Consider the following 22808-nt stretch of genomic DNA (forward strand, 5'->3'; position numbering starts at 1 on the left):
CCCTTGCGCCGCTCTTCGGGGCGGCGCACCTCGATACACAATGGACGCCTCATGATTAGCGTATTCGATATTTTCAAAATCGGCATTGGCCCTTCCAGCTCCCATACTGTTGGCCCGATGAAAGCAGGCAAACAATTCACGGATGACCTGATTGCACGCGGAATTCTCACTGACGTAACACGCGTAGTGGTTGATGTCTATGGCTCTCTGTCCCTGACCGGGAAAGGTCACCATACCGACATCGCGATTATTATGGGCCTGGCGGGTAATCTGCCGGATACCGTAGACATTGATGCTATCCCGGCCTTTATCCAGGATGTGAATACTCATGGGCGTTTGCTGCTGGCGGACGGTCAACATGAGGTCGAATTCCCGGTTGATAAGTGCATGAATTTCCATACGGACAATCTGTCCCTGCACGAAAACGGGATGCGTATTACCGCACTGGCGGGCGAAAAAGCCATTTACAGCCAGACGTACTATTCCATCGGCGGTGGATTTATCGTTGATGAAGAACACTTTGGTTTACCGAATAACAATCCGGTAAACGTGCCGTATCCGTATAAATCCGCAGCCGATTTGCAACGACACTGTCAGGAAACCGGCCTGTCACTTTCCGGCCTGATGATGCAGAACGAGCTAGCCCTGCACAGCAAAGAAGAGCTGGAACAGCACTTTGCAAACGTCTGGGAAGTGATGCGTAGTGGAATTGAACGCGGTATCACCACCGAAGGTGTATTGCCGGGCAAACTGCGCGTTCCGCGTCGTGCGGCAGCACTGCGTCGCATGCTGGTTAGCAGTGACAAAACCACGACTGACCCGATGGCAGTTGTAGACTGGATCAACATGTTTGCGCTGGCCGTGAACGAAGAGAACGCTGCCGGTGGACGTGTAGTTACCGCCCCGACGAACGGCGCATGCGGGATTGTTCCTGCAGTGCTGGCGTACTATGACAAGTTTATCCGCGAAGTGAACGCTAACTCACTGGCACGCTATATGCTGGTCGCGAGCGCCATCGGTTCCCTGTACAAGATGAATGCCTCAATTTCGGGTGCTGAAGTCGGCTGCCAGGGTGAAGTCGGCGTGGCGTGTTCTATGGCGGCAGCGGGTCTGGCAGAGCTGCTGGGCGGTAGCCCGACGCAGGTATGTATCGCCGCAGAAATCGGTATGGAACACAACCTGGGTCTGACCTGCGATCCAGTTGCCGGACAAGTTCAGGTTCCGTGCATTGAGCGTAACGCTATTGCATCGGTGAAAGCGGTTAACGCTGCTCGTATGGCGCTGCGCCGTACCAGCGAGCCTCGTGTATGCCTCGATAAAGTCATCGAGACCATGTACGAGACAGGTAAAGATATGAACGCCAAATACCGCGAAACCTCGCGTGGCGGTCTGGCGATGAAGATCGTTACCTGCGATTAATTCTCAGCACATTTTAGGATCTGTAGGCCGGATAAGGCGCTCGCTGCCATCCGGCTTTTATTGCCTGATGGCGCTTCGCTTATCAGACCTACGGATAGCGCTATTTCGCAATGCTCGCCTCCCCCCACTGTGAATGTTACCCTACAGCCTGATTTATCAGGGAGAACACCGTGGCCGTCCATCTGCTCATTGTCGATGCACTCAATCTCATTCGTCGCATTCACGCCGTCCAGGGGTCGCCCTGCGTTGAGACATGCCAGCACGCACTCGATCAGCTGATTGTTCACAGCCAACCCACGCACGCCGTGGCGGTATTCGATGATGAGGCACGTAACAGCGGTTGGCGTCACCAACGGCTGCCTGACTACAAAGCAGGTCGCCCACCGATGCCCGACGAATTGCATCACGAAATGCCCGCCCTACGCGCCGCTTTTGAACAACACGGCGTCTGTTGTTGGGTCTCGAGCGGGAATGAAGCCGATGATTTAGCCGCAACGCTGGCGGTGAAAGTCATCCAGGCGGGACATCAGGCCACCATCGTTTCGACAGATAAAGGTTATTGCCAACTGCTCTCCCCAACATTACGCATTCGCGACTATTTCCAGAAGCGCTGGCTGGACGCGCCGTTCATTGAGAAAGAATTTGGCGTAATGCCTCAGCAGTTGCCAGATTATTGGGGACTGGCCGGGATCAGCAGCTCAAAAGTGCCGGGCGTTGCAGGTATTGGTCCCAAGAGCGCAACACAGCTACTCGTGCAGTTTCAGCATCTGGAAGGGATTTACGCACATCTGGAAGATGTGCCGGAAAAGTGGCGTAAGAAACTCGAAATACATAAAGAGATGGCGTTTCTGTGCCGTGATATCGCGCGGCTGCAAACGGACTTACATATTGACGGAAATCTCCAGCAGCTTCGGCTGGCACGGTAGTCTTATTGCCGGATGGCGCTGCGCCTATCCGGCCTACGCATCGTACCCTCCTGTAGGCCGGATAAACGCCAGGTGATTACCAGGCGGTGTGGTACAGCTCGACAATATCGGCAATGCTTGCTTCACGCGGATTACCGCCAGTGCAAACATCGTCAAATGCCGCCTGCGCCAGCGCAGGAATATCTTCCTTACGTACCCCCACATCACGTAAGTGCGGCGGGATCCCCACATCGCGGTTAAGCGCAAACACAGCATCTACCGCGGCCTTACGCGCCTCTTCCAGCGTCAAACCTTCCACTTTCACCCCCATAACCCGGGCGATATCGCGGAATTTCTCTCCGGTGTATTCGGCGTTGTAGTGCATCACGTGCGGTAACAAAATGGCATTGGCGACGCCGTGCGGAGTGTTATAAAAGGCCCCTAGCGGGTGCGCCATCCCATGCACGAGTCCCAGACCGACGTTTGAAAATCCCATCCCGGCAACGTACTGACCAAGCGCCATTGCCTCACCGGACTGGCTGTCACCATTAACAGAGCCGCGCAGCGCCCCGGCAATGATCTCAATGGCTTTGATGTGCAACGCGTCAGTGAGTGCCCACGCCGCCCGCGTAATATAACCTTCAATAGCATGGGTCAACGCATCGACCCCGGTCGCCGCTTTTAACGCGGCAGGCATACCGTCCATCATATCGGCATCAATAAACGCCACCTGCGGGATGTCATGCGGATCGACGCAGACAAATTTACGCCGATTTTCTTCGTCCGTGATCACGTAGTTAATGGTCACTTCCGCCGCCGTCCCTGCCGTCGTAGGGATAGCCATCACCGGTACGCTCGCAGCACGTGTTGGCGATAACCCTTCAAGGCTGCGTACATCGGCAAACTCAGGGTTATTGTGGATAATGCCAATCGCTTTGCAGGTATCCTGTGGGGAGCCGCCGCCTATAGCTATCAGATAATCAGCACCACTTTGCTGAAAGACTCCCAATCCCTCCTTCACCACTGCAATTGTAGGATTTGGGATCACGCCGGAATAGATTTCCCACGGCAAACCGGCGGCATCCATACGGGATGTCACCTTATCGACAACGCCGCACTGTACCAGGTTTGCATCGGTGACAATCAAAGCCTTGCGATAACCCCGACGGATAACCTCATCCGTTAATGCCCCAACAGCACCCCGGCCAAACCATGCCGTTTCATTCAGAATCATTCTGTTCGCCATCGTATTTCTCCTTTTCGCTATGCGAAATTACTCTTCAATTCGTAATCCGTAAGATTTGAATTTCTCCAGCACAATGGCGATCTCTTCGTCATCCAGCACTGGCACCGGGTCGACAATCGCCAGGGTGCTCAGATAAAGGCGGGCCAGGACTTCTACTTCATGCGCCAGCCATAGTGCTTTTTCCAGATTCGCTTCACAGGCAATCAACCCGTGGTGCTGCAACAACGTTGCCTTACGGCTTTTCAACGCGACGCTCACATGCTCTGACAGCTCTCGTGTACCAAACGTCGCATACGGCGCACACGGGATAGAGTTCCCCCCAGCCGCGGCAATCATGTAATGGATTGCCGGAATAGGACGGTTCAGAATCGACACGGCGGTGCAATGAATCGCATGGTTATGAACGACTGCATTGGCATCCGGGCGCGTCTGATAAGCCGCCAGGTGAAAACGCCATTCACTGGAAGGTAATTGTCCTTTATCATATTTGCCGTCGTTATCTACGAACACGATCATGTTTTCAGTGAGTCTTTCGTAAGGGATACCGCTGGGTGTGATCAGCATTCCATTTTCATAGCGCGCACTTACATTTCCTGCAGTCCCCTGATTCAACCCAAGCCGGGTCATTTCAAGGCAGGTTTCGATGATTTCACGTGATAAACGCATTCTTTCCATAATGATTCTCCGGGTACAGTTGCCCCTCGTCTTTATTGCGAAAAAATGCAGCCGCAGAGTAAGACGGGTCAGGTTTCAGGTATGAGCAGCCACTGAACATATTTATTCAGATTCAGTTGGCCGATTTAGTTAGTGCGACGAATTATTGTTGTCTTACACGCTTAATTAGTTTCATCTCAACTTTTACAGTTTCTTTAATTGGCTGGTCATCAATAGCACTCATCATCATAGCGAAGGCTTTTTCCGCCCAGACATTTTCATCCTGCTGCATTGACCAGACATTATTCGCGAGGAATCCCAGCATGGGATGTTCATCAAATGTCCCGATATTAATATCCGGTGGGATCACACCAAAACGATTGCGAATAGCAACAACGGCACCTTCCAGCACAGGTAATGATGAGGCAATAAACGCCTGCGGACAGCCCTGTTCGTTGATCAATTTATCCATCAACCGATAACCACCCTCCGGCGTATTATCCGGACCTTCACGCACCCAGTCACGATGAGAAATCCCATTATTGTTCAATGCGTTAAGATAACCTTTTAAACGATCGCCAATACTGGGCAATCCGGTATCCCCGACTAAAAACCAGATCGGAGATTTGCCTGCATCAAACAAACTTTGCGTCAGCTTTTCACCGCCTAAAATGTTATGACTTTCAACCAGCGCGTTATCGGTATACTTAAAATCCCTGTCGAGTAGCACCATCGGTTTTCTGACCTGACGCAAATGGTGTTGCTGATTCTCTAATGTTGAGGGAACAATAAAAAGACCGTCAACATTACGAGCTATTAACGCTTTCGTTAATTTGTTTTCATAATCAACATCATCGTAGGTACAACTAATCGTTAATTGATATCCAGAACGACGGCAACGTTGTTCAAGTTTCTCGGCCAGTGTGGCAAAAAAGACGTTAGATATATTGGGTACAATCAGCCCCAACGTATCTGTTTTATTCAGTTTCAGGCTGCGGGCTGAATGGTTTATGACATAACCATACCGTTCAACGTATTCATTAATACGCGTTTGGGTTTTGACACTGATACGATATTGCTCAGCCTTCCCGTTCAGCACCAGTCGCACGGTCGTCACCGATAAATTCAGATCGCTGGCTATCTGTTCTACTGTTTTAGCCATTTATATGTCCCAGTTCACATCCAAAAACGTCAATTCTCAATCATAAAAGTATTTTAAACTTTTGTCTTACTGCATAACCTGGTTAAGCGCTTGCTGTTGATCCCACATCATCAGATATGCCTGGTATTTACGGTCATAGAAGTCCTGTCGTGCCGGATTCGCTTTAATCACCCCGCCTGGACGAACCATCGCCCGGCAGGCGGAGGGAACATCTGCCCACACCCCGCAGGCTACCGCACCGGTGATAGCCGCACCTAACGTCACCGCATCTTCTTCCTGCATAAGATGAATATCGCATCCGGTGGCGTCTGCATACTCTCGCAACCACAGTGGATTATGTGTTGCACCGCCGCACAGCGTCAGTCGAGAAATGGTATGACCGTTGTCGCGCATCACTTCCATAATGTGTCGGGTACCGCAGGCAATCGCCTGTAATGTCGCCAGATACAGACGAGCAATCTGCTTCTCACCTCGTTCAAGCGTCAAACCACAAACGCTGCCCCGGGCATCGGGTCGCGCACGCGGGGAACGGTTACCATGATGATCGGCCAGGACATGCAGATAACGACCAGGCTCTGACTCCTGCGCTTCCAATGCAGCCACCCATTCATTAACTAACGCTATCGGATGACAACCCCGCGCCTCAGCCTGGTGATACAACTCAGCGCTGGCACCTGACTCCTGAAGCGTCCAGTCAACCAGCGCCCCAGCCGCGCTTTGTCCCCCTTCCGTCAGCCAGTAGCCAGGCAGCATGGCAGACCAGTACGGCCCCCATACACCCGGTGTATGAATCTCCTGCTCGCTGCACAACATATGGCAATTTGATGTTCCGCTGATCAACGCCAATGTTCCCGCAGGCTCGACACCGGCAAGCGCCACACCACCCGCATGCGCATCAATCATGCCACTGGCAACTACCACCGCTGTCGTCAGTCCCAGCGCCTGTGCCGCATCGGGGCTGAGCGTCCCAACGGCCGCGCCTGGGGGCAGGATCCGCGACGGAATTTTGTTCAGTAAATCAGTTAATTCAACCGCATCCAGCAGGGAGTGGCTAAAGCGTTGCTCATGTGCCAGATAGTTCCATTTACAGGTTAAAGTACACAGACCAGCAACATCACAAGCGGTGGCTTTCCAGACCAAAAAATCCGCCAGGTCGTAGAAGCGGTGTGCACTCTGCCAGGTCGCGGGGAAATGGTTTTTTAGCCACAACACTTTGGGTAGTTCCATTTCGACACTGACTTCACCACCGACATAACGCAACGCCGGATCCTGCGTAGCGTTGATACGCAGTGTCTCCTGCACCGCACGATGATCCATCCACATGATGATGTTGTGGTCTGACGGTTCACCAGGTGAAACCGCCAGACCCTGCCCCTGTTCATCCAGAGCCACTAACGAACAGGTGGCATCAAACCCCAACGAGCGGATCTCCTCAACGCCAACCCCGGCTGACGACACAGCCTCCTTCACGGCATGGCAAACCTGCTGCCAGATTTCGGCAGATGACTGCTCTACCCGCTCGGGGCCTGGTCGAAACTGCGAGATAGGGAATGTCGCAAAAGCCAGCCGTTTGCCACTGGCATCAAAAACACCAGCCCTGACACTGGCAGAACCGACATCCACTCCGAGGAAATATCCACTGCTCATAGTAGCTCCCTGACGCTGGCTAATAATGGGGCGAATGTACCGTCCCCGCGGTCTTATTTTTTACCGAATGGGTGCAACAGCTTGTCGATTTCCGGTGTATCAATGTTCTGCGCACTGACAAACTTCACCGGAATATCAATTTCTTTCGGCACAGACTGACCCGATACCGCTGCATTCAGCGTCTTGATGCCCTGATAGCCAATCTGATAAGCGTCCTGCACGACAAAGCCCTGAATAACCCCAGACTTCAGGAAGGCAATGATTGCCTCAGTGCTATCAAAACCAATCACCTTCACTTTGCCTTTCAGGTTCTGACTATCAATAGCGTTTGCTACGCCCAGCGTTGAACCTTCATTAGTGCCATAAATCCCCGCAATATCGGGGTTGGCCTGGATCATATCGATGGTTTTATCCATCGCTTTTTGCGGATCACCATCACTGTACTGAACCGGCAATACTTTGATATCCGGATATTTTTCCTTCATGCGGGCAATAAACCCTTCCGAACGCTCAATCGCTGAGGAGGTCCCCGCCACGTGCGCAATAATGCCGACTTTCCCTTTGCTACCCACTTGTGCAGCGAGAGCATCTGCCGCTTCAGCCCCTGCTTTACGGTTATTCGTTGCCACAAAGCTGACTGGAATGTCAGAATTTACGCCTGAGTCAAACGTCACCACCTTGATGCCGCGTGAATTCGCTGTTTCCACTAATGGCGCAAGCGCATTGGCGTCCAATGCCGCCAACAGCAATCCATTAGGTTTTTGCGCCATTGCGTTTTCAACCAACTGAATCTGCTCGGCAATCTGAGTTTCATCGGCAGGCCCAACATAGCTGGTCTTATCGCCCAACTCTTTCGCTGCCGCTTCAGTACCCATTTTTACGGTCTGCCAGAATTCATGCTGGAAGCCTTTACTGACCACAGGAAGGTTCATATCTTTAGCCAGTGCGCTGGATGTCATGCAGGCCAGCAGGGATAACGCATAGACAAAATTCCTGGTTCTCATTGTTTTACTCCGTTCTGAGTGAGTCACCCTAAACGTCAGGGTTATGTTGTCCCGTGACTTCCGGGTGCGTAAATCAACGAATTTTTTTGCGTAAAGTATCGAGATAAACCGCGGCGATAACGACGACGCCCATGGCCACCATTTGCCAGAACTGCGAGACGCCCATCAGGTTCAGACCATTTTTCAACACGCTCATAATGAATGCGCCGATAATGGTGCCGCCAATAGTGCCAATCCCCCCCATCAGGCTGGTACCGCCAATGACCACCGCTGCAATGGCTTCCAGTTCATAGCCCACGCCGACGGTTGGCTGGCCCGAGTTCAAACGAGAGGCCAGAATGACCCCGGCAATCCCGGTCAGCAGACCACAAAATGCGTAGACGAAAATTTTCACGCGCTGGACTTTAATCCCGGAAAGATGCGCAGCAACCTCATTACTGCCCACGGCATAGACATAGCGACCAATCACCGTTTTCTTGAGGATATATGCGGCGATCAGTGCGACAACCACGAGGTAGAAAACGGGGTAAGGCAGCACATCGAACAAGCGTCCCTGTGCCAGCATCTTGAAGGTGGGATAATCAGCAAAGTAAATTGCCCGGCCGTCAGTCATTACCATATTGATGCCTCTGACGGACATCATCAGACCCAGGGTGGCAATAAAGGGCGGAATAGTCATTTTAGTGACCAGCAACCCATTGATATAGCCGCATAATCCACCCGCCAGCACACCCGCCAAAATACATACGGGCAGAGGTAATCCCAGCGTGGCGCTGATACCTACCGCAACACCAGAAAAGGCCACTACCGAGCCAAGAGAAAGGTCGATTCCTGAAGTGATAATGACGAAGGTAACGCCAATCGCCATGATGCCAATCACCGAGGTTTGCAGGGCAATTGTCATAATGTTTTCAGTGTTAAAGAAGAAAGGTGATCCAAAACTAAAAAATATCACCAGAATAATCAGACTCAAAAGCGGCGCCAGGCGCATTAAAAGCTCTTTGTTAATTTTTATTTTCTTATTATTGCTGTCTGAAGAGGTTACAGAGATAGTCATAAATTAGTCCTCTAACGTCGCATATTGCATGATTTTTTCTTGTGTGGCGTCATCAGAAGCTAACTCTCCGGTAATACGCCCATTACGCATAACTAAAATGCGATCGCACATACCCAGCACTTCCGGTAATTCAGAGGAAATCATGATGATTGATTTCCCTTTTGCCACCAGTCGATTCATTAATTCATAAATTTCAAGTTTGGCTCCCACATCAATACCGCGGGTAGGTTCATCAAAGATGAGAATGTCGGTGTCTTTGCATACCCATCTGGCAATAATAATTTTTTGCTGATTACCGCCACTTAAATTCAACGCAGCCTGTTCAAGATGCGGCGTCTTAATACGCAGTGCTTTCACCTGCTCTTCGCTGGTTTGCTGACAGCGTTTACTATCCACGTTGCCATATCGGTTGGAATATTCGGGGTAATTTCCTAGCATAATATTGCGTTCAACGGACAACCCTAATGCCAGCCCCTCTTTTTTTCTGTCCTCGGTTAAGTAGCTAATACCCTGCTGGATGGCATCAGGAATATCCTTGATTACCGTCTCTTTACCGTTCAACTTGATGGTTCCGCTGTCGATGGGATCGGCACCAAAGATAGCCCGTGCCAGCTCTGTTCTCCCGGCCCCCATCAGCCCGGCAAAACCTAAGATTTCCCCCTGATGCAAGGTAAAATCGATATTGTTCAGTACGCCTTTGCGCGTCAGGCCACTGACTTCCAGCACTGGTTTACGCTGGAGTTGCGGCTCCCGGCGGGGATAGATATTGCCAAGGTCACGCCCAACCATCATGGCAATCAGGTCGCTGATTTTGACCGAGTCATAATCCACTGTGGCAATAAACTGTCCATCCCGCATGACGGTAGCGCGGTCGGCGATCAGCGCCAACTCCTCCAGTCGGTGCGAGATATAAACGATGCCCGTTCCCTGTTCTTTAAGTAAACGTGTAACCCGGAATAAACTGTCAATTTCGGTTTCCGTCAACGCCGCCGTTGGCTCATCCATAATAAGAATCTTGGCATTCACCGATATCGCTTTCGCAATCTCAACCATTTGTTGCTGAGCAACAGTAAGATCGGCAACCAGCGTGTCTGGGGAGATATTCAGGTTTAATTTTTGCAAAATATCGATAGCAGCCTGCCGCTGTTGTTTCTCATCCAGACGCCAGCGATTATTTTTGCAAAACTCCCTGCCAATAAATATATTGTCTTCGACCGTCAGTTCAGGAAAAAGGTTAAACTCCTGATGAATAATGGTGATACCTACGCTTTGTGCGCTCAATGGGTTTGCAAACGAAACGGGTTGGCCCTCAAAAATAATATCCCCTTCATCAGGTTGATATACACCGGATAAAATTTTCATCAGGGTAGACTTTCCCGCGCCATTCTCCCCCAACAGCGCATGAACCTCACCTTTGCGTAAAGTAAAATCCACATTACTCAACGCTAATACGCCGGGAAAGCGTTTCGTAATATGACTCATCTGTAAAAATGTTTCAGACATTGCTGCTTTCCTCAATATACAGAAACTGTAATCAGTGAATCAGGCGAAAAACAGCGTTGCCAGGAAGCCATCGTCACCGTTAATGCGAATGTGCCTACAAGATCATATGCGTTTTATCAACAATGCTAACTCGAGTTAGCGATTGCCTTTTAAAGCTATTTTAGCTGCCAAAAATAGCCAAATCATTTGGTTTAAAATTGTGACACTGGACAGACAATTTATTTTATCTTATTAATTTAAAAAGAATTTAATTAAAAATCCTGTATTTGTTTATTTGACGCAGATCGAATTTTAACCACTTCTCGTGAGGCTTCTCACAGTTCCATAACAAAAAAGTTGTGCAAAAAACTCTCTAATACCTAAGCTAACTCGAGTTAGCAAAAATGGGTAATTCAGCCAACTGCGACAGTGGTGTCCGACATCCGCTTTTGCAGCACGGCATAAAGTGAGATGAGGAACCTCGAATGAAAAAAAATAGTTTACCGAAAATCGGTATTCGTCCGGTGATTGATGGGCGTCGTATGGGTGTACGCGAGTCGCTCGAAGAACAAACCATGAACATGGCAAAAGCCACTGCCGCACTGATTTCCGAGAAACTTCGTCATGCCTGCGGGGCACAGATCGAGTGCGTTATCGCAGACACCTGTATTGCCGGATTGGCTGAATCTGCCGCCTGTGAAGAAAAATTCAGTAGCCTGAACGTCGGCGTGACAATTACCGTCACGCCGTGTTGGTGCTACGGCAGCGAAACTATCGACATGGATCCGATGCGCCCGAAAGCCATCTGGGGTTTCAACGGGACGGAGCGTCCAGGTGCCGTGTATCTGGCTGCCGCACTGGCTGCACATAATCAAAAAGGGCTTCCCGCCTTCTCTATTTACGGTCATGACGTGCAGGATGCCGGTGATACCACTATCCCTGCCGATGTTGAAGAAAAACTGCTGCGTTTCACTCGGGCAGGTTTAGCCGTTGCCAGCATGAAAGGTAAAAGCTATCTGTCCATCGGCGGCGTTTCAATGGGAATTGCAGGCTCTATTGTCGACCATAACTTCTTTGAATCCTGGCTGGGAATGAAGGTTCAACCTGTTGATATGACCGAATTGCGTCGTCGCATTGACCAGAAAATCTATGACGAAGCGGAGCTGGAAATTGCCCTGGCGTGGGCGGATAAACATTTCCGTTATGGCGAGGATCAGAACGCGCAACAGTATAAGCGAAATGAAGAACAGAGCCGTGCAGTGCTGAAAGAGAGCCTGCTGATGGCCATGTGCATCCGCGACATGATGCAGGGTAACCAGAAACTGGCAGAGAAAGGCCGGGTTGAAGAGTCGATGGGGTACAACGCGATTGCCGCCGGTTTCCAGGGCCAGCGCCACTGGACGGATCAATATCCAAACGGCGACACCGCCGAAGCGTTGCTGAATAGCTCATTTGACTGGAATGGCGTGCGCGAACCGTATGTCGTCGCTACCGAGAACGACAGCCTGAACGGTGTCGTAATGTTGTTTGGTCACCAACTCACCGGCACGGCGCAGGTCTTTGCTGATGTACGGACCTACTGGTCACCGGAAGCAGTAGAACGCGTCACAGGTAAACCGCTGACCGGTCTTGCGGAGCACGGCATTATTCACCTGATTAACTCCGGCTCTGCGGCACTGGATGGTTCCTGCAAACAGCGCGACGGCGAAGGGAACCCCACCATGAAGCCGCACTGGGAAATCTCGCAGAAAGAAGCGGATGATTGCCTGGCGGCAACCGAATGGTGTCCCGCAATTCACGAATACTTCCGCGGGGGCGGCTACTCTTCCCGTTTTCTTACCGAAGGTGGCGTACCGTTCACCATGACCCGCATCAATATCATCAAAGGCCTGGGCCCAGTGCTACAAATTGCGGAAGGCTGGAGTGTGGAATTACCGAAAGAGGTACATGCTCAGCTTGATGCTCGCACCAACTCTACCTGGCCAACAACCTGGTTTGCCCCGCGTTTAACCGGCAAAGGTCCGTTCAGCGATGTCTATTCCGTAATGGCTAACTGGGGTGCCAACCACGGTGTGCTGACGATTGGTCACGTCGGCGCGGACTTTATCACCCTTGCTGCCATGCTACGTATCCCGGTGTGTATGCACAACGTGGAAGAAGAGAAGATCTATCGCCCTTCCGCATGGGCTGCCCACGGTATGGACAGCGAGGGCCAGGATTATCGCGCCTGCCAAAACTACGGCCCACTGTATAAACGTTAATGCGACTCTGCCCGGTGGCGCAAGCTTACCGGGCCTACGGGTGCACAACGTGTAGGCCGGATAAGGCGTTTACGCCGCCATCCGGCAACGTCTCGGGAGAGATTATGAAGAATGAAGTCATCCTGGTTCTCGACTGTGGCGCGACTAACGTGCGGGCAATCGCCGTTGACCGCCAGGGAAAGATTGTCGCCCGCGCAGCGACCCCGAACGCCAGTGACATCGCCATAGAGAACGCTGGCTGGCATCAGTGGTCCCTCGACGCCATTGTGCAACGCTTTGCCGATTGCTGCCAACGACTCACAACGGAACTGACCGCCTGTAACATTCGAGGGATAACGGTCACCACATTTGGCGTTGATGGCGCGCTGGTTGATGCGTATGGCAAACTGCTTTATCCGGTTATCAGTTGGAAATGTCCACGTACTGCCGCCGTCATGGCTTCTATCAGCCAACGGATATCACCTCGGCAATTGCAGGATATATCCGGCGTCGGCGCGTTCAGCTTCAATACGCTGTACAAGCTGGTATGGCTTAAAGAGAATCACCCGCAATTGCTGGAACAGGCACACGCCTGGCTATTTATTTCATCACTGCTCAACCATCGCCTCACCGGTGAGTTCACCACAGATATCACCATGGCCGGTACCAGTCAGATGCTGGATATTCATCAGCGAGATTTCAGTGTTGATATTTTGCAGGCAACCGGGATACCACGCCGACTGTTTCCACGTTTAGTTGAAGCGGGAGAGCAGATCGGAACGTTGAAAAATGACGCGGCAAAGCAACTTGGGCTCACAGCGGGCATTCCGGTTATCTCTGCCGGCCACGACACGCAGTTTGCGCTCTTTGGCGCAGGCGCGCAGCCAGATGAACCCGTGCTCTCTTCCGGTACATGGGAAATACTGATGGTACGCAGCGCACAGGTCAATACTGCCTTACTCAGCGACTATGTGGGTTCTACCTGTGAACTGGACAGCCAGCCGGGTCTCTATAACCCCGGTATGCAGTGGCTGGCATCCGGCGTGCTTGAGTGGGTACGCAAGTTGCTGTGGACACCCGACACCCCCTGGCAAACGCTCATTGATGAAGCACAAGCCATCCCGGCGGGCGCTGAAGGGATAATCATGCACTGCGATCTGCTCGCCAGCCCACGTGCCGGCTGGCAGGGTGTCACACTCAACAGTACCCGTGGACACTTCTACCGCGCGGCGCTGGAAGGATTGACAGCCCAGCTGCAGCACAATCTACACACACTAGAAACCATCGGTCATTTCAACGCGACAGAGCTACTTCTGGTTGGAGGAGGAAGTCGTAATGCACTGTGGAATCAGATAAAAGCGAACGTTCTGGGTATTCCCATCAAAGTGCTGGATGATGCCGAAACGACGGTTGCCGGTGCAGCGATGTTTGCCTGGTCCGGTATTGGCGAATTTGCCTCTCCGGAGCTGGCTCGCGCGCAGGTGGACTATCAATATCGTTACTTCTATCCACAAACGGAACCCGTATTCACAGGAGTCGAGTGACATGCTCAAAACGATTTCCCCCTTAATTTCCCCAGATCTGTTAAAGGTGCTGGCTGAAATGGGTCACGGTGATGAGATTATCTTTTCCGACGCCCACTTTCCGGCCCACAGTATGGGCCCGCAGGTTATCCGGGCCGATGGTCTGCAGGTCAGCGACCTGTTGCGGGCGATTATTCCGCTGTTTGAACTGGACAGTTACGCCCCACCACTGGTGATGATGGCCGCCGTCGAAGGAGACTCGCTCGACCTCGACGTAGAAGCGCGATATCGGCAAGCACTGTCATTACAAACACCTTGCCCGGACATCACGCGCATTGACCGTTATGCATTTTATGAACGCGCACAAAAAGTATTCGCAATCGTTATAACAGGGGAGCGGGCAAAGTACGGAAATATCCTGTTAAAAAAAGGGGTAACACCATAATCTCTTACCTGAATGCCCGGCAGGTACGGGCATTCATCGCATGATGGGGTGAGAAAACATGAAAGCAGCACGCCTGCAAGCAATCCTGGATCTGTTGAGCAACTATAAAAGTCTGACAACTGAAACCTTATCCTTACAGCTCAATGTCAGTAAAGAAACTATCCGTCGCGATCTTACGCAACTGCAGGCGCAGGGTAAGGTACTGCGTAATCACGGGCGCGCCAAAGTGATACATCGGGTAAATCAGGACTGCGGCGAGCCGTTTCATATCAGACTGAAAAGCCATTATTCCCACAAAGCAGATATCGCCAGAGACGCGTTAACGTGGATAGAGGAAGGCATGGTGATCGCGCTGGATGCCAGTTCTACTTGCTGGTACCTGGCTCGCCTGTTGCCAGACATTAACATTCACGTATTTACGAATAGCCAACCGATTTGCCTCGAATTGGGAAAACGTGAAAATATTCAGTTGATCAGTTCCGGTGGTCGACTTGAGCGTAAATACGGTTGCTACGTTAATCCATCGCTCATCTCACAGCTAAAGTCACTTGATATCGACCTGTTCATCTTTTCCTGCGAGGGGATCGACCGCGGCGGTACACTCTGGGATTCAAATGCTACCAACGCCGATTTTAAATCCATTCTGCTTAAGCGTGCGGCGCAGTCATTATTATTGATTGATAAGAGTAAATTTAATCGCTCGGGTGAGGCGCAGATTGGGCATCTGGAAAATGTAACGCATATTATTTCAGATACAGAAATGATTGAAGCAACCCACGCCGGATGAGGCGTTCACGCCACCATCCGGCATATAAGTATTATCGTTCGTCGCGACGACCACCGACGGCAGCCCACAGACGACGCACGTGCACGGTGACTTCTTCACGGTCGTGATAAAGCTGACGCGCCTGAATCTGCGCATTCACGCCATGCTCATCGAGCTGTGCCTGAATATAAGCCAGGTTTTGCGACACTTCCTCGTAGCGCTTTTTCATCGGCAGCTTAAGGTTAAAAATCGTCTCGCGGCACCAGCCGTTCACCAGCCATTGCGCCATCAGCGCAGCAACTTTGGCCGGTTTCTCCACCATATCGCAGACCATCCACGAGATGTTGTTACGATTCGGGCGATACTTAAATCCATCTTCCCGCAGCCAGGTAACCTGCCCGGTATCCATCAGGCTTTGCGCCATCGGACCATTATCCACCGAGTACACCCACATATTGCGTTTAACCAGTTGGTAGGTCCAGCCGCCAGGACATGCTCCTAAATCAACGGCATACATTCCATTGGCCAGACGCTCATCCCACTCATCGGCAGGAATAAACACATGCAGCGCCTCTTCCAGCTTCAGCGTTGAACGGCTCGGCGCATCAGCCGGGAATTTCAGTCGCGGAATCCCCATATAGAACGGCGAGTTATTATCAGGCCAGGAGTAGCCGGTGTAGCAACAGCCAGGTGCAATAAAGAAGACGTGCACTACCGGACGTTTTGGCGTTTCATGTTTTGCCAGCACACCCGCTTCACGCAGCGCGGCGCGCAGCGGTACGGTAAACTTGCGGCAAAATTTAACCAGTTCTTTGCTTTCATTGGTGTCGGCAACTTCGACACGCAAATCACCGCCTTTCTCCACCACGCCCTGCAGCATACCGACGATCGGTGTGATGCGGTCTTCCGGCGGCAAATATTGCAGTAGCTCGCCGACAACAAACATTTGGCGAGCAAAAATCAGCGAGCTGAACGGCAACTCTTTAACTAGCTTTTCCGCATCTTCCTGCTGATAGCATTCAAAGATGACATAACCCGCATTTTCTTTGACGCGGGCGAAACCAAAGATTTCGCGACGCCCTGCTTTATCCGTAATTTCTGCGGCGCACTCTTTTTCAAAACCCGGGCGACACAACAATACAACCTTATTCATGGCTTATGCCCTTACGTTTCAATCGAATAGCGCCCACTAACATCAGTGCCCAGCCTACAAGGAAGCTAAAACCACCGACAGGGGTAACAAACGCCCACAGGCGTAAATGAGAAAGCGCGAGGCAATACAGACTGCCGCTAAACAGCACGGTCCCTAATGCCAGAAACACGCTACTCCAGTAAAACCAAATACTAATACGTCGCTGCATGGCGACGGCCAGACCAAAAATAGCCAGCGTATGAAATGCCTGATACTCAAGGCCAGTCTGGATCCACCCCATTTCAACAACGCCGAGGGTTTTACTCAGAACATGTGCCCCAAAGGCTCCCAGAGCTACAAAGATAAAGCCACTGATGGCGGCAAAAATCAGCATAAAACGGCTGGTCATGTTAATACCCTACGTAAATTATTGTTCATAACGAAAGCGGAATTTTTCTTGTTCCGTGGCCGCTTTCGCCAGTATCCACTGACGGAAGGCGGCTATTTTACCCAGTTCTGCCTGACTGTCATGACAAACCAGATAAAATGCGTTTTTGCTGACCAGAACATCATTAAATGGGCAAACCAGACGTCCGGCTTCAATTTCGGACTGCGCCATAACGTTATTGGCCAACGCAACGCCCTGTCCATGGATAGCAGCCTGTAGCACCATGGCGCTATGGCTGAAGATAGGTCCCTGCTGTACGTTAATATGATTCAGCCCGAGCTGGCGTGTATAAGCTTGCCAGTCACGCCGTGACGCATCGTGCAATAACGTATGTTTTGCCAGATCCTCAGGCGTCTTCAGCGGTTTATCGCCGGTAAGTAATAGCGGCGAGCAAACCGGCAATAAATATTCTGCGTACAATTTTTCAACGCGCAGACCCGGCCAGTTGCCGCGCCCGTAGAAAATCGCCACATCAACATCATCAGCCAGTTTGTCTTCCTGACGGTCAACCGCCTGGATCCTGACATCGATTCCCGGATAAGCTGAGTTAAAGCTAGAGAGTCTGGGCACCAGCCATTGAATCGCAAAACTGGGCAATAAACTGACGGTAAGCGCGCCTTTTGCACTGCGTGCCTGAAGTTTACGCGTCGCATCGGTTAATTGCGAAAAAATCTCTTTGATGTCGAGGAAATAGCTTTGACCTTCTTCCGTCAACAACAGCGATCGATTGCGCCGACGAAACAGCTTCAGCCCCAAAAAATCCTCAAGTGACTTGATTTGGTGACTTACTGCGGCCTGCGTCACAAAAAGTTCTTCTGCTGCGCGCGTAAAGCTTAAATGGCGCGCGGCAGCATCAAAAACACGTAACGCATTTAAGGGTGGTAATCGTTTTGACATGACTTTTAGGCTTTGATGTTAAATGAATTTAACAATTACCTAACAGGCTGTAACCTATTAGTTTTTTTAATCTGAGCCATTATAAATTGTCCGTTGAGGTTCTACCAGCAAATACCTATAGTGGCGGCACTTCCTGAAGCCGGAACGAAAAGTTTTATCGGAATGCGTGTTCTGGTGGGCTTTTGGCTTACGGTTGTGATGTTGTGTTGTTGTGTTTGCAATTGGTCTGCGATTCAGACCATGGTAGCAAAGCTACCCTTTTTCACTTCCTGTACATTTACCCTGTCTGTCCATAGTGATTAATGTAGCACCGCCAAATTGCGGTGCTTTTTTTTGTCCGAGTGTCAGCCAATGACGGTCGGCTATTTCTCCAGTTCTACCATCTCTTTCACATCGGTACGGTTAATCTGCTGTTTGTTGCCGTTAGCGTCTTTATACGAAATCATCCCCGTATCATCATCGGTCTTTGGCTTACCGTCAGACACGATTGTCCTACCATCGTTGGTGTGCATCACGTAATTCGGACCGGAACAGGCGCTCAGGGCAAAAGTCAGCATACAGGCAGAGATTATGGCGGTAGTCTTTTTCATCTTCTTCTCCTCACAGCAATTTATGCCAGATAAAACGAATTCCATAACAGGCAAAATTATTCGCCTAACACTATTTAGCATAAGACACTGCACAGACTTCGCCGGGATATCCAGAGGATTCCGATGGTTAGCACAACCCTTGTGTCTGCGCCCTTTTTGCGCCACGATCCGTTTACTGAACTGAGGAATACCATGAACGCTTTTAACCCCACGCAGTTTCGCGCACAATTTCCCGCACTCAACGATGCAGGTGTCTATCTCGACAGCGCCGCGACGGCATTGAAGCCGCAGGCGGTGATTGAGGCGACCCATCAGTTTTATAGTCTGAGCGCCGGGAACGTCCATCGCAGCCAGTTTGCTGAAGCCCAGCGTCTGACCGCGCGCTATGAAGCCGCGCGGGAAAAAGTCGCACGGCTGATTAACGCGCCGGATGACAAAACAATCGTCTGGACCCGTGGCACGACGGAAGCTATCAATATGGTTGCCCAAAGTTATGCGCGTCCACGCTTACAACCGGGCGACGAGATTATCGTCAGCGTAGCGGAGCATCATGCCAACCTGGTTCCCTGGCTGATGGTGGCGGAGCAAACGGGGGCCAAAGTCATCAAGCTTCCGCTCAATGCCCATTTGCTGCCTGACACTGAGCGCCTGGCGGATCTCATCACCCCACGCAGTCGCGTTCTGGCTCTCGGTCAGATGTCGAACGTCACCGGTGGCTGCCCTGACTTAGCCCGCGCGATTACGCTTGCTCATGCAGCAGGCATGGTGGTGATGGTGGATGGCGCTCAGGGTGTTGTACATTTCCCCGCAGACGTTCAGCAGTTAGATATTGATTTCTATGCGTTCTCGGGCCACAAGCTGTATGGCCCCACCGGCATTGGCGTGCTGTACGGTAAGCCTGAATTACTGGAAGCCATGTCCCCCTGGCTCGGCGGCGGTAAGATGATTAGTGAAGTCAGTTTTGACGGTTTCACCACCCAGGCTGCGCCATGGAAGCTTGAGGCCGGTACGCCTAACGTTGCTGGCGTAATCGGACTAAGCGCAGCGCTCGAATGGCTGGATGAGGTTGATGTTGCACAGGCTGAAAACTGGAGCCGTGGTCTGGCGACGCTGGCAGAAGATGCGTTGGCGAAACGCCCCGGCTTTCGTTCCTTCCGCTGCCAGGACTCCAGTCTGTTAGCCTTTAATTTCGCAGGCGTTCACCACAGCGACATGGTGACGCTGCTGGCCGAATATGGCATTGCGTTGCGAGCGGGGCAGCACTGCGCACAACCGCTGCTGGCGGATCTGGGCGTCTCCGGGACGCTGCGCGCCTCATTTGCACCTTATAATACGCAAAGTGATGTGGATGCGTTGGTTACTGCCGTTGACCGCGCGCTGGAAATATTGGTGGATTAATGACAAGCCCTCTGCTCGCCGGACACCCGTTTGGCACAACCGTAACGGAAGAGACGTTACGCGATACCTTTATCCCACTCACCCAGTGGGAAGATAAATATCGTCAACTTATTTTACTGGGTAAGCAACTTCCGCCCCTTTCGGATGATCTGAAAGCGCAGGCAAAAGAGATTGCCGGATGTGAAAACCGCGTCTGGCTGGGGCATACCCTTCATGAGAATGGCACTCTGCATTTCTTCGGCGACAGCGAAGGTCGCATTGTGCGCGGACTGTTGGCCGTATTACTCACGGCTGTCGAAGGTAAAACGGCCGCCGAGTTACTGGCGCATTCGCCAATGGAATTATTTGACGAGCTAGGTTTACGCACGCAGCTCAGCGCCTCGCGTAGCCAGGGGCTGCATGCTCTGAACGAGGCGATTCTTGAGGCTGCTCAGAAAGCCGGATGACGACGCTGATGCGTCTTATCCGGCCTACAACACCGCACAAACCGTAGGTCGGATAAGCATAGCGCCATCCGACACAATCAATGCTGGCGCGCCGCTTTGGCCATCATCTTCTTCAAAGCGTGTGAGACGGCAACAAAACCAAAGGTCGCCGTCACCATGGTGGCAGCGCCAAACCCGGATGCGCAATCCATACGCTTCGGCCCTTCCGCCGTCGCTTTCATCGCACATACCGAGCCATCTGCCTGCGGGTACACCAGCGCTTCGGTCGAAAACACGCAGTCCACGCCCAACTTGCCTTTGCTGTTTTTCACCACCCCAAAATCACTTTTCAGCCGCTCACGTAGCTTGGCCGCCAGCGGATCCTGGATGGTTTTTGCCAAATCAACGACCTGTATCTGCGTCGGGTCGATCTGCCCGCCCGCACCACCGGTGGTCACCAGCGGAATTTTGTTACGCCGACAGTAAGCGATCAGCGCCGCTTTTGGGCGCACGCTGTCAATCGCATCAATGACATACGCATAACCCACACTCATATACTCAGCAACGTTATCCGGCGTGACAAAATCATCGACCACGTTAACCCGGCACTCCGGGTTAATCTGACGGATACGTTCAGCCATCACTTCAGCTTTTGCCAGACCGACGTTATCGCGCAGAGCATGGATCTGGCGGTTAGTATTGGTGACGCACACATCATCCATATCGATGAGCGTGATGGCACCAATGCCAGTGCGCGCCAGTGCTTCCGCCGCCCACGATCCCACGCCGCCAATCCCGACCACGCAAACGTGCGATTGGGCAAACAGTTGCAGCGCATTTTCACCATACAGACGCGCCGTACCGCCAAAACGCTGACGCCATGCATCGCTAATAACCACAGACATAACACCTCAAATTCATTAATACTGAGCAGTATGGCTGCCGGATGGCGCTTCGCTTATCCGGCCTACATTATGGACCAGGCCTAATAAGGCGCAGCCGCCATCCGAAAATTAACCGCTGAACACGTTACCCGCACCCGGCGCGGTTTTCAGTACCCACACGCGGCCGTAGTGATTATACCACCCCGCACGGTGTCCAGCGTCGGCTCCAATGCCCTGGTAGATATCGAAGTGCTGTCCTTTTATCGCCCCGCCGACATCCAACGCCACCATCAGACGTAATTCATACTGACCGGTGAATTTCCCGTTATTGTCCAGCAGCGGAACTTCCGCCAGTAACGTTGTGCCCGCAGGAATGATGCTGCGATCAGAAGCCACGGATGCGCGACCAATCAGCGGTACCGCGCTGGCCCCTTTGACCGGCGCAAAAGATTGCGGTTTAAAGAAGACAAACGATGGGTTCTGCTCCAGAAGCTCACGCACTTCAGCTTCGCTGTGCGTTTCACCCCAATGGCGAATGGCCTGCATCGACATATCTTCTTTTTTCACTTCACCACGGTCGATAAGCACCTTACCGATGCTGCGATAGGCGTGACCGTTTTTCCCGGAATAGCTAAAAAAGTTCAGCGGACTGCCATCGCCGAAATCGATGTAACCACTGCCCTGAACATCCATAATGAAGTTATCCATTAGGGAGTTGCTGTACGCCAGAATATAATTGTCGCTCAGGGCGCCCGCATAAATCTCGGCACGGCTTGGTAAGCGCCCACGTTTTGGCGGCATGCGGTAGATAGGGTACTGAAATTCGCCCTGACGCGTATGGCGCGCCTGGATAACCGGCGTGTAGTAGCCCGTAAACTGGACGTTACCGTAGTTGTCCGCCCCTTCCATTTGCCAGGCATCAATACCAAACTGGCGCATACTGCGCGTATCGCCACCCGCTCGTAACCACTGCTGGATAGCGTTGTAAACGTTGCTCTGGTTACCGTACAAACGTGGCGATGCGCTGCGAATTTGATTAACCTGCTCGGCGAAATCACCGGCATTGATTGGTGCGCCAACCGCATCAGGCTGGTTCACCAGTGAGAAAGGCTGGGTAAATTTCCCGTCTTTATACTGCTGCCCACGATCGGTGGGTTTTGAGGAACACGCGGCGAGCATCGCGACGACTGCTCCCGCCAGAAGATATTTTGCCCAACGTCCTTTCATTGTTCTCGTCTTATGTTGCCTGAATGCGAGACGAAGATAACAAACCCCCGAACCTAATGAAATGCGTATACCTACCCGAACGCAAATTTTGCGCAAAAAACAATCCAGAGTGCGTTGTTTTTGTTCATTTTCACCCTAAAAACGTGATCAAGGTGAAAAAAGGGTTGCATGAAATCGTTAGCAGAGTATAGTGCGCATCCACGGACGCGGGGTGGAGCAGCCTGGTAGCTCGTCGGGCTCATAACCCGAAGGTCGTC

At 51.8% G+C, this 22808-nt stretch carries 21 protein-coding genes; 8 read left to right on the plus strand and 13 right to left on the minus strand.

The genetic code is table 11. The annotated features are described in order from the left end of the window. Window positions 1–51 precede the first annotated feature (51 nt). Both OGX91_RS16585 and xni read left to right on the plus strand, forming a co-directional pair. Window positions 52–1419 (plus strand): L-serine ammonia-lyase, encoded by a 1368-nt coding sequence (locus tag OGX91_RS16585; protein WP_005130943.1) that lies wholly within the window; start codon window positions 52–54, stop codon window positions 1417–1419. Between the two features lie 170 nt (window positions 1420–1589). Then, complete coding sequence (gene xni, locus OGX91_RS16590; RefSeq protein WP_149692201.1) at window positions 1590–2345, plus strand: flap endonuclease Xni; 756 nt, start codon at window positions 1590–1592, stop codon at window positions 2343–2345. A gap of 76 nt (window positions 2346–2421) precedes the next feature. On the opposite strand, the gene fucO is transcribed toward xni, so the two are convergent. The 7 genes from fucO to OGX91_RS16625 all read right to left on the minus strand — a co-directional run bounded on the left by fucO (window position 2422) and on the right by OGX91_RS16625 (window position 10597). Further along, window positions 2422–3570 (minus strand): lactaldehyde reductase, encoded by a 1149-nt coding sequence (gene fucO, locus OGX91_RS16595; RefSeq protein WP_048213086.1) that lies wholly within the window; start codon window positions 3568–3570, stop codon window positions 2422–2424. Between the two features lie 27 nt (window positions 3571–3597). Continuing rightward, window positions 3598–4245, minus strand: coding sequence for an L-fuculose-phosphate aldolase (fucA, locus tag OGX91_RS16600; RefSeq protein WP_005130946.1), 648 nt, complete (start codon window positions 4243–4245; stop codon window positions 3598–3600). Between the two features lie 142 nt (window positions 4246–4387). Further along, complete coding sequence (locus OGX91_RS16605; RefSeq protein ID WP_005130949.1) at window positions 4388–5386, minus strand: LacI family DNA-binding transcriptional regulator; 999 nt, start codon at window positions 5384–5386, stop codon at window positions 4388–4390. 66 nt (window positions 5387–5452) lie between these two features. After that, window positions 5453–7033: an FGGY-family carbohydrate kinase gene (locus OGX91_RS16610; RefSeq protein WP_286626895.1), complete on the minus strand. Its 1581-nt coding sequence runs from the start codon at window positions 7031–7033 to the stop codon at window positions 5453–5455. 53 nt (window positions 7034–7086) lie between these two features. Further along, window positions 7087–8037, minus strand: a complete 951-nt coding sequence (locus OGX91_RS16615) for an ABC transporter substrate-binding protein (RefSeq protein ID WP_005130953.1) — start codon at window positions 8035–8037, stop codon at window positions 7087–7089. A gap of 73 nt (window positions 8038–8110) precedes the next feature. After that, complete coding sequence (locus OGX91_RS16620) at window positions 8111–9094, minus strand: ABC transporter permease (RefSeq protein WP_003034055.1); 984 nt, start codon at window positions 9092–9094, stop codon at window positions 8111–8113. A gap of 3 nt (window positions 9095–9097) precedes the next feature. After that, a complete protein-coding gene (locus OGX91_RS16625) occupies window positions 9098–10597 on the minus strand; it encodes a sugar ABC transporter ATP-binding protein (protein ID WP_040232191.1) in 1500 nt (499 codons plus the stop codon). Between the two features lie 464 nt (window positions 10598–11061). Between OGX91_RS16625 and fucI the strand changes: the two genes are divergently transcribed. The 4 genes from fucI to fucR all read left to right on the plus strand — a co-directional run bounded on the left by fucI (window position 11062) and on the right by fucR (window position 15571). Beyond that, on the plus strand, window positions 11062–12837 hold the full coding sequence (fucI, locus tag OGX91_RS16630; protein ID WP_155021770.1) for an L-fucose isomerase: 1776 nt from the start codon (window positions 11062–11064) through the stop codon (window positions 12835–12837). Window positions 12838–12941: 104 nt separating this feature from the next. Beyond that, a complete protein-coding gene (gene fucK / locus OGX91_RS16635; protein WP_149692199.1) occupies window positions 12942–14360 on the plus strand; it encodes an L-fuculokinase in 1419 nt (472 codons plus the stop codon). A 1-nt stretch (window position 14361) separates the two neighbouring features. Next, window positions 14362–14784, plus strand: a complete 423-nt coding sequence (gene fucU / locus OGX91_RS16640; protein WP_005130966.1) for an L-fucose mutarotase — start codon at window positions 14362–14364, stop codon at window positions 14782–14784. Window positions 14785–14842: 58 nt separating this feature from the next. Then, window positions 14843–15571: an L-fucose operon activator gene (fucR, locus tag OGX91_RS16645; RefSeq protein ID WP_005130967.1), complete on the plus strand. Its 729-nt coding sequence runs from the start codon at window positions 14843–14845 to the stop codon at window positions 15569–15571. A gap of 31 nt (window positions 15572–15602) precedes the next feature. Here fucR and rlmM read toward each other — a convergent pair whose 3' ends face one another. From rlmM to OGX91_RS16665, 4 genes are all read right to left on the minus strand, one after another. Next, window positions 15603–16703 (minus strand): 23S rRNA (cytidine(2498)-2'-O)-methyltransferase RlmM, encoded by a 1101-nt coding sequence (gene rlmM, locus OGX91_RS16650; RefSeq protein WP_048213093.1) that lies wholly within the window; start codon window positions 16701–16703, stop codon window positions 15603–15605. Then, the gene (locus OGX91_RS16655) at window positions 16696–17091 is read right to left on the minus strand and encodes a DUF423 domain-containing protein (protein WP_182289930.1); all 396 of its coding nucleotides are present in this window, start codon (window positions 17089–17091) and stop codon (window positions 16696–16698) included. The genes rlmM and OGX91_RS16655 overlap by 8 nt, the downstream gene beginning before the upstream one ends. Before the next feature lie 18 nt (window positions 17092–17109). After that, window positions 17110–18027 (minus strand): glycine cleavage system transcriptional regulator GcvA, encoded by a 918-nt coding sequence (gene gcvA, locus OGX91_RS16660; RefSeq protein ID WP_005130970.1) that lies wholly within the window; start codon window positions 18025–18027, stop codon window positions 17110–17112. Between the two features lie 362 nt (window positions 18028–18389). Beyond that, window positions 18390–18617, minus strand: a complete 228-nt coding sequence (locus OGX91_RS16665; RefSeq protein WP_005130971.1) for a YgdI/YgdR family lipoprotein — start codon at window positions 18615–18617, stop codon at window positions 18390–18392. A gap of 192 nt (window positions 18618–18809) precedes the next feature. Here OGX91_RS16665 and csdA point away from each other — a divergent pair, with 192 nt between their 5' ends. Together csdA and csdE are read left to right on the plus strand one after the other, a co-directional pair. Continuing rightward, window positions 18810–20015 carry a cysteine desulfurase CsdA gene (gene csdA, locus OGX91_RS16670; protein WP_040232184.1) on the plus strand — a complete coding sequence of 402 codons (1206 nt, stop codon included), beginning with the start codon at window positions 18810–18812 and terminating at the stop codon, window positions 20013–20015. Beyond that, complete coding sequence (gene csdE, locus OGX91_RS16675; protein ID WP_155021768.1) at window positions 20015–20461, plus strand: cysteine desulfurase sulfur acceptor subunit CsdE; 447 nt, start codon at window positions 20015–20017, stop codon at window positions 20459–20461. The genes csdA and csdE overlap by 1 nt, the downstream gene beginning before the upstream one ends. A gap of 77 nt (window positions 20462–20538) precedes the next feature. Here the strand turns inward: csdE and tcdA are convergent, their stop codons facing one another. Together tcdA and mltA are read right to left on the minus strand one after the other, a co-directional pair. Continuing rightward, window positions 20539–21345, minus strand: a complete 807-nt coding sequence (gene tcdA, locus OGX91_RS16680) for a tRNA cyclic N6-threonylcarbamoyladenosine(37) synthase TcdA (protein WP_005121979.1) — start codon at window positions 21343–21345, stop codon at window positions 20539–20541. A gap of 108 nt (window positions 21346–21453) precedes the next feature. After that, the gene (gene mltA / locus OGX91_RS16685; protein ID WP_003034021.1) at window positions 21454–22551 is read right to left on the minus strand and encodes a murein transglycosylase A; all 1098 of its coding nucleotides are present in this window, start codon (window positions 22549–22551) and stop codon (window positions 21454–21456) included. Window positions 22552–22808: the final 257 nt, after the last annotated feature.

It is taken from the genome of Citrobacter sp. Cpa228 (assembly GCF_030333085.1).
Classification (GTDB): Bacteria; Pseudomonadota; Gammaproteobacteria; order Enterobacterales; family Enterobacteriaceae; genus Citrobacter; species Citrobacter pasteurii.

What these genes read in the sequence shown, in the direction of transcription:
- gcvA (WP_005130970.1), bottom strand. Translation starts at nt 18,027, where the DNA reads ATGTCAAAACGATTACCACCCTTAAATGCGTTACGTGTTTTTGATGCT.
- csdA (WP_040232184.1), top strand. Translation starts at nt 18,810, where the DNA reads ATGAACGCTTTTAACCCCACGCAGTTTCGCGCACAATTTCCCGCACTC.
- OGX91_RS16615 (WP_005130953.1), bottom strand. Translation starts at nt 8,037, where the DNA reads ATGAGAACCAGGAATTTTGTCTATGCGTTATCCCTGCTGGCCTGCATG.
- OGX91_RS16585 (WP_005130943.1), top strand. Translation starts at nt 52, where the DNA reads ATGATTAGCGTATTCGATATTTTCAAAATCGGCATTGGCCCTTCCAGC.
- fucK (WP_149692199.1), top strand. Translation starts at nt 12,942, where the DNA reads ATGAAGAATGAAGTCATCCTGGTTCTCGACTGTGGCGCGACTAACGTG.
- fucU (WP_005130966.1), top strand. Translation starts at nt 14,362, where the DNA reads ATGCTCAAAACGATTTCCCCCTTAATTTCCCCAGATCTGTTAAAGGTG.
- fucI (WP_155021770.1), top strand. Translation starts at nt 11,062, where the DNA reads ATGAAAAAAAATAGTTTACCGAAAATCGGTATTCGTCCGGTGATTGAT.
- OGX91_RS16665 (WP_005130971.1), bottom strand. Translation starts at nt 18,617, where the DNA reads ATGAAAAAGACTACCGCCATAATCTCTGCCTGTATGCTGACTTTTGCC.
- OGX91_RS16605 (WP_005130949.1), bottom strand. Translation starts at nt 5,386, where the DNA reads ATGGCTAAAACAGTAGAACAGATAGCCAGCGATCTGAATTTATCGGTG.
- csdE (WP_155021768.1), top strand. Translation starts at nt 20,015, where the DNA reads ATGACAAGCCCTCTGCTCGCCGGACACCCGTTTGGCACAACCGTAACG.
- mltA (WP_003034021.1), bottom strand. Translation starts at nt 22,551, where the DNA reads ATGAAAGGACGTTGGGCAAAATATCTTCTGGCGGGAGCAGTCGTCGCG.
- OGX91_RS16610 (WP_286626895.1), bottom strand. Translation starts at nt 7,033, where the DNA reads ATGAGCAGTGGATATTTCCTCGGAGTGGATGTCGGTTCTGCCAGTGTC.
- rlmM (WP_048213093.1), bottom strand. Translation starts at nt 16,703, where the DNA reads ATGAATAAGGTTGTATTGTTGTGTCGCCCGGGTTTTGAAAAAGAGTGC.
- OGX91_RS16625 (WP_040232191.1), bottom strand. Translation starts at nt 10,597, where the DNA reads ATGTCTGAAACATTTTTACAGATGAGTCATATTACGAAACGCTTTCCC.
- OGX91_RS16620 (WP_003034055.1), bottom strand. Translation starts at nt 9,094, where the DNA reads ATGACTATCTCTGTAACCTCTTCAGACAGCAATAATAAGAAAATAAAA.
- fucO (WP_048213086.1), bottom strand. Translation starts at nt 3,570, where the DNA reads ATGGCGAACAGAATGATTCTGAATGAAACGGCATGGTTTGGCCGGGGT.
- fucA (WP_005130946.1), bottom strand. Translation starts at nt 4,245, where the DNA reads ATGGAAAGAATGCGTTTATCACGTGAAATCATCGAAACCTGCCTTGAA.
- fucR (WP_005130967.1), top strand. Translation starts at nt 14,843, where the DNA reads ATGAAAGCAGCACGCCTGCAAGCAATCCTGGATCTGTTGAGCAACTAT.
- tcdA (WP_005121979.1), bottom strand. Translation starts at nt 21,345, where the DNA reads ATGTCTGTGGTTATTAGCGATGCATGGCGTCAGCGTTTTGGCGGTACG.
- OGX91_RS16655 (WP_182289930.1), bottom strand. Translation starts at nt 17,091, where the DNA reads ATGACCAGCCGTTTTATGCTGATTTTTGCCGCCATCAGTGGCTTTATC.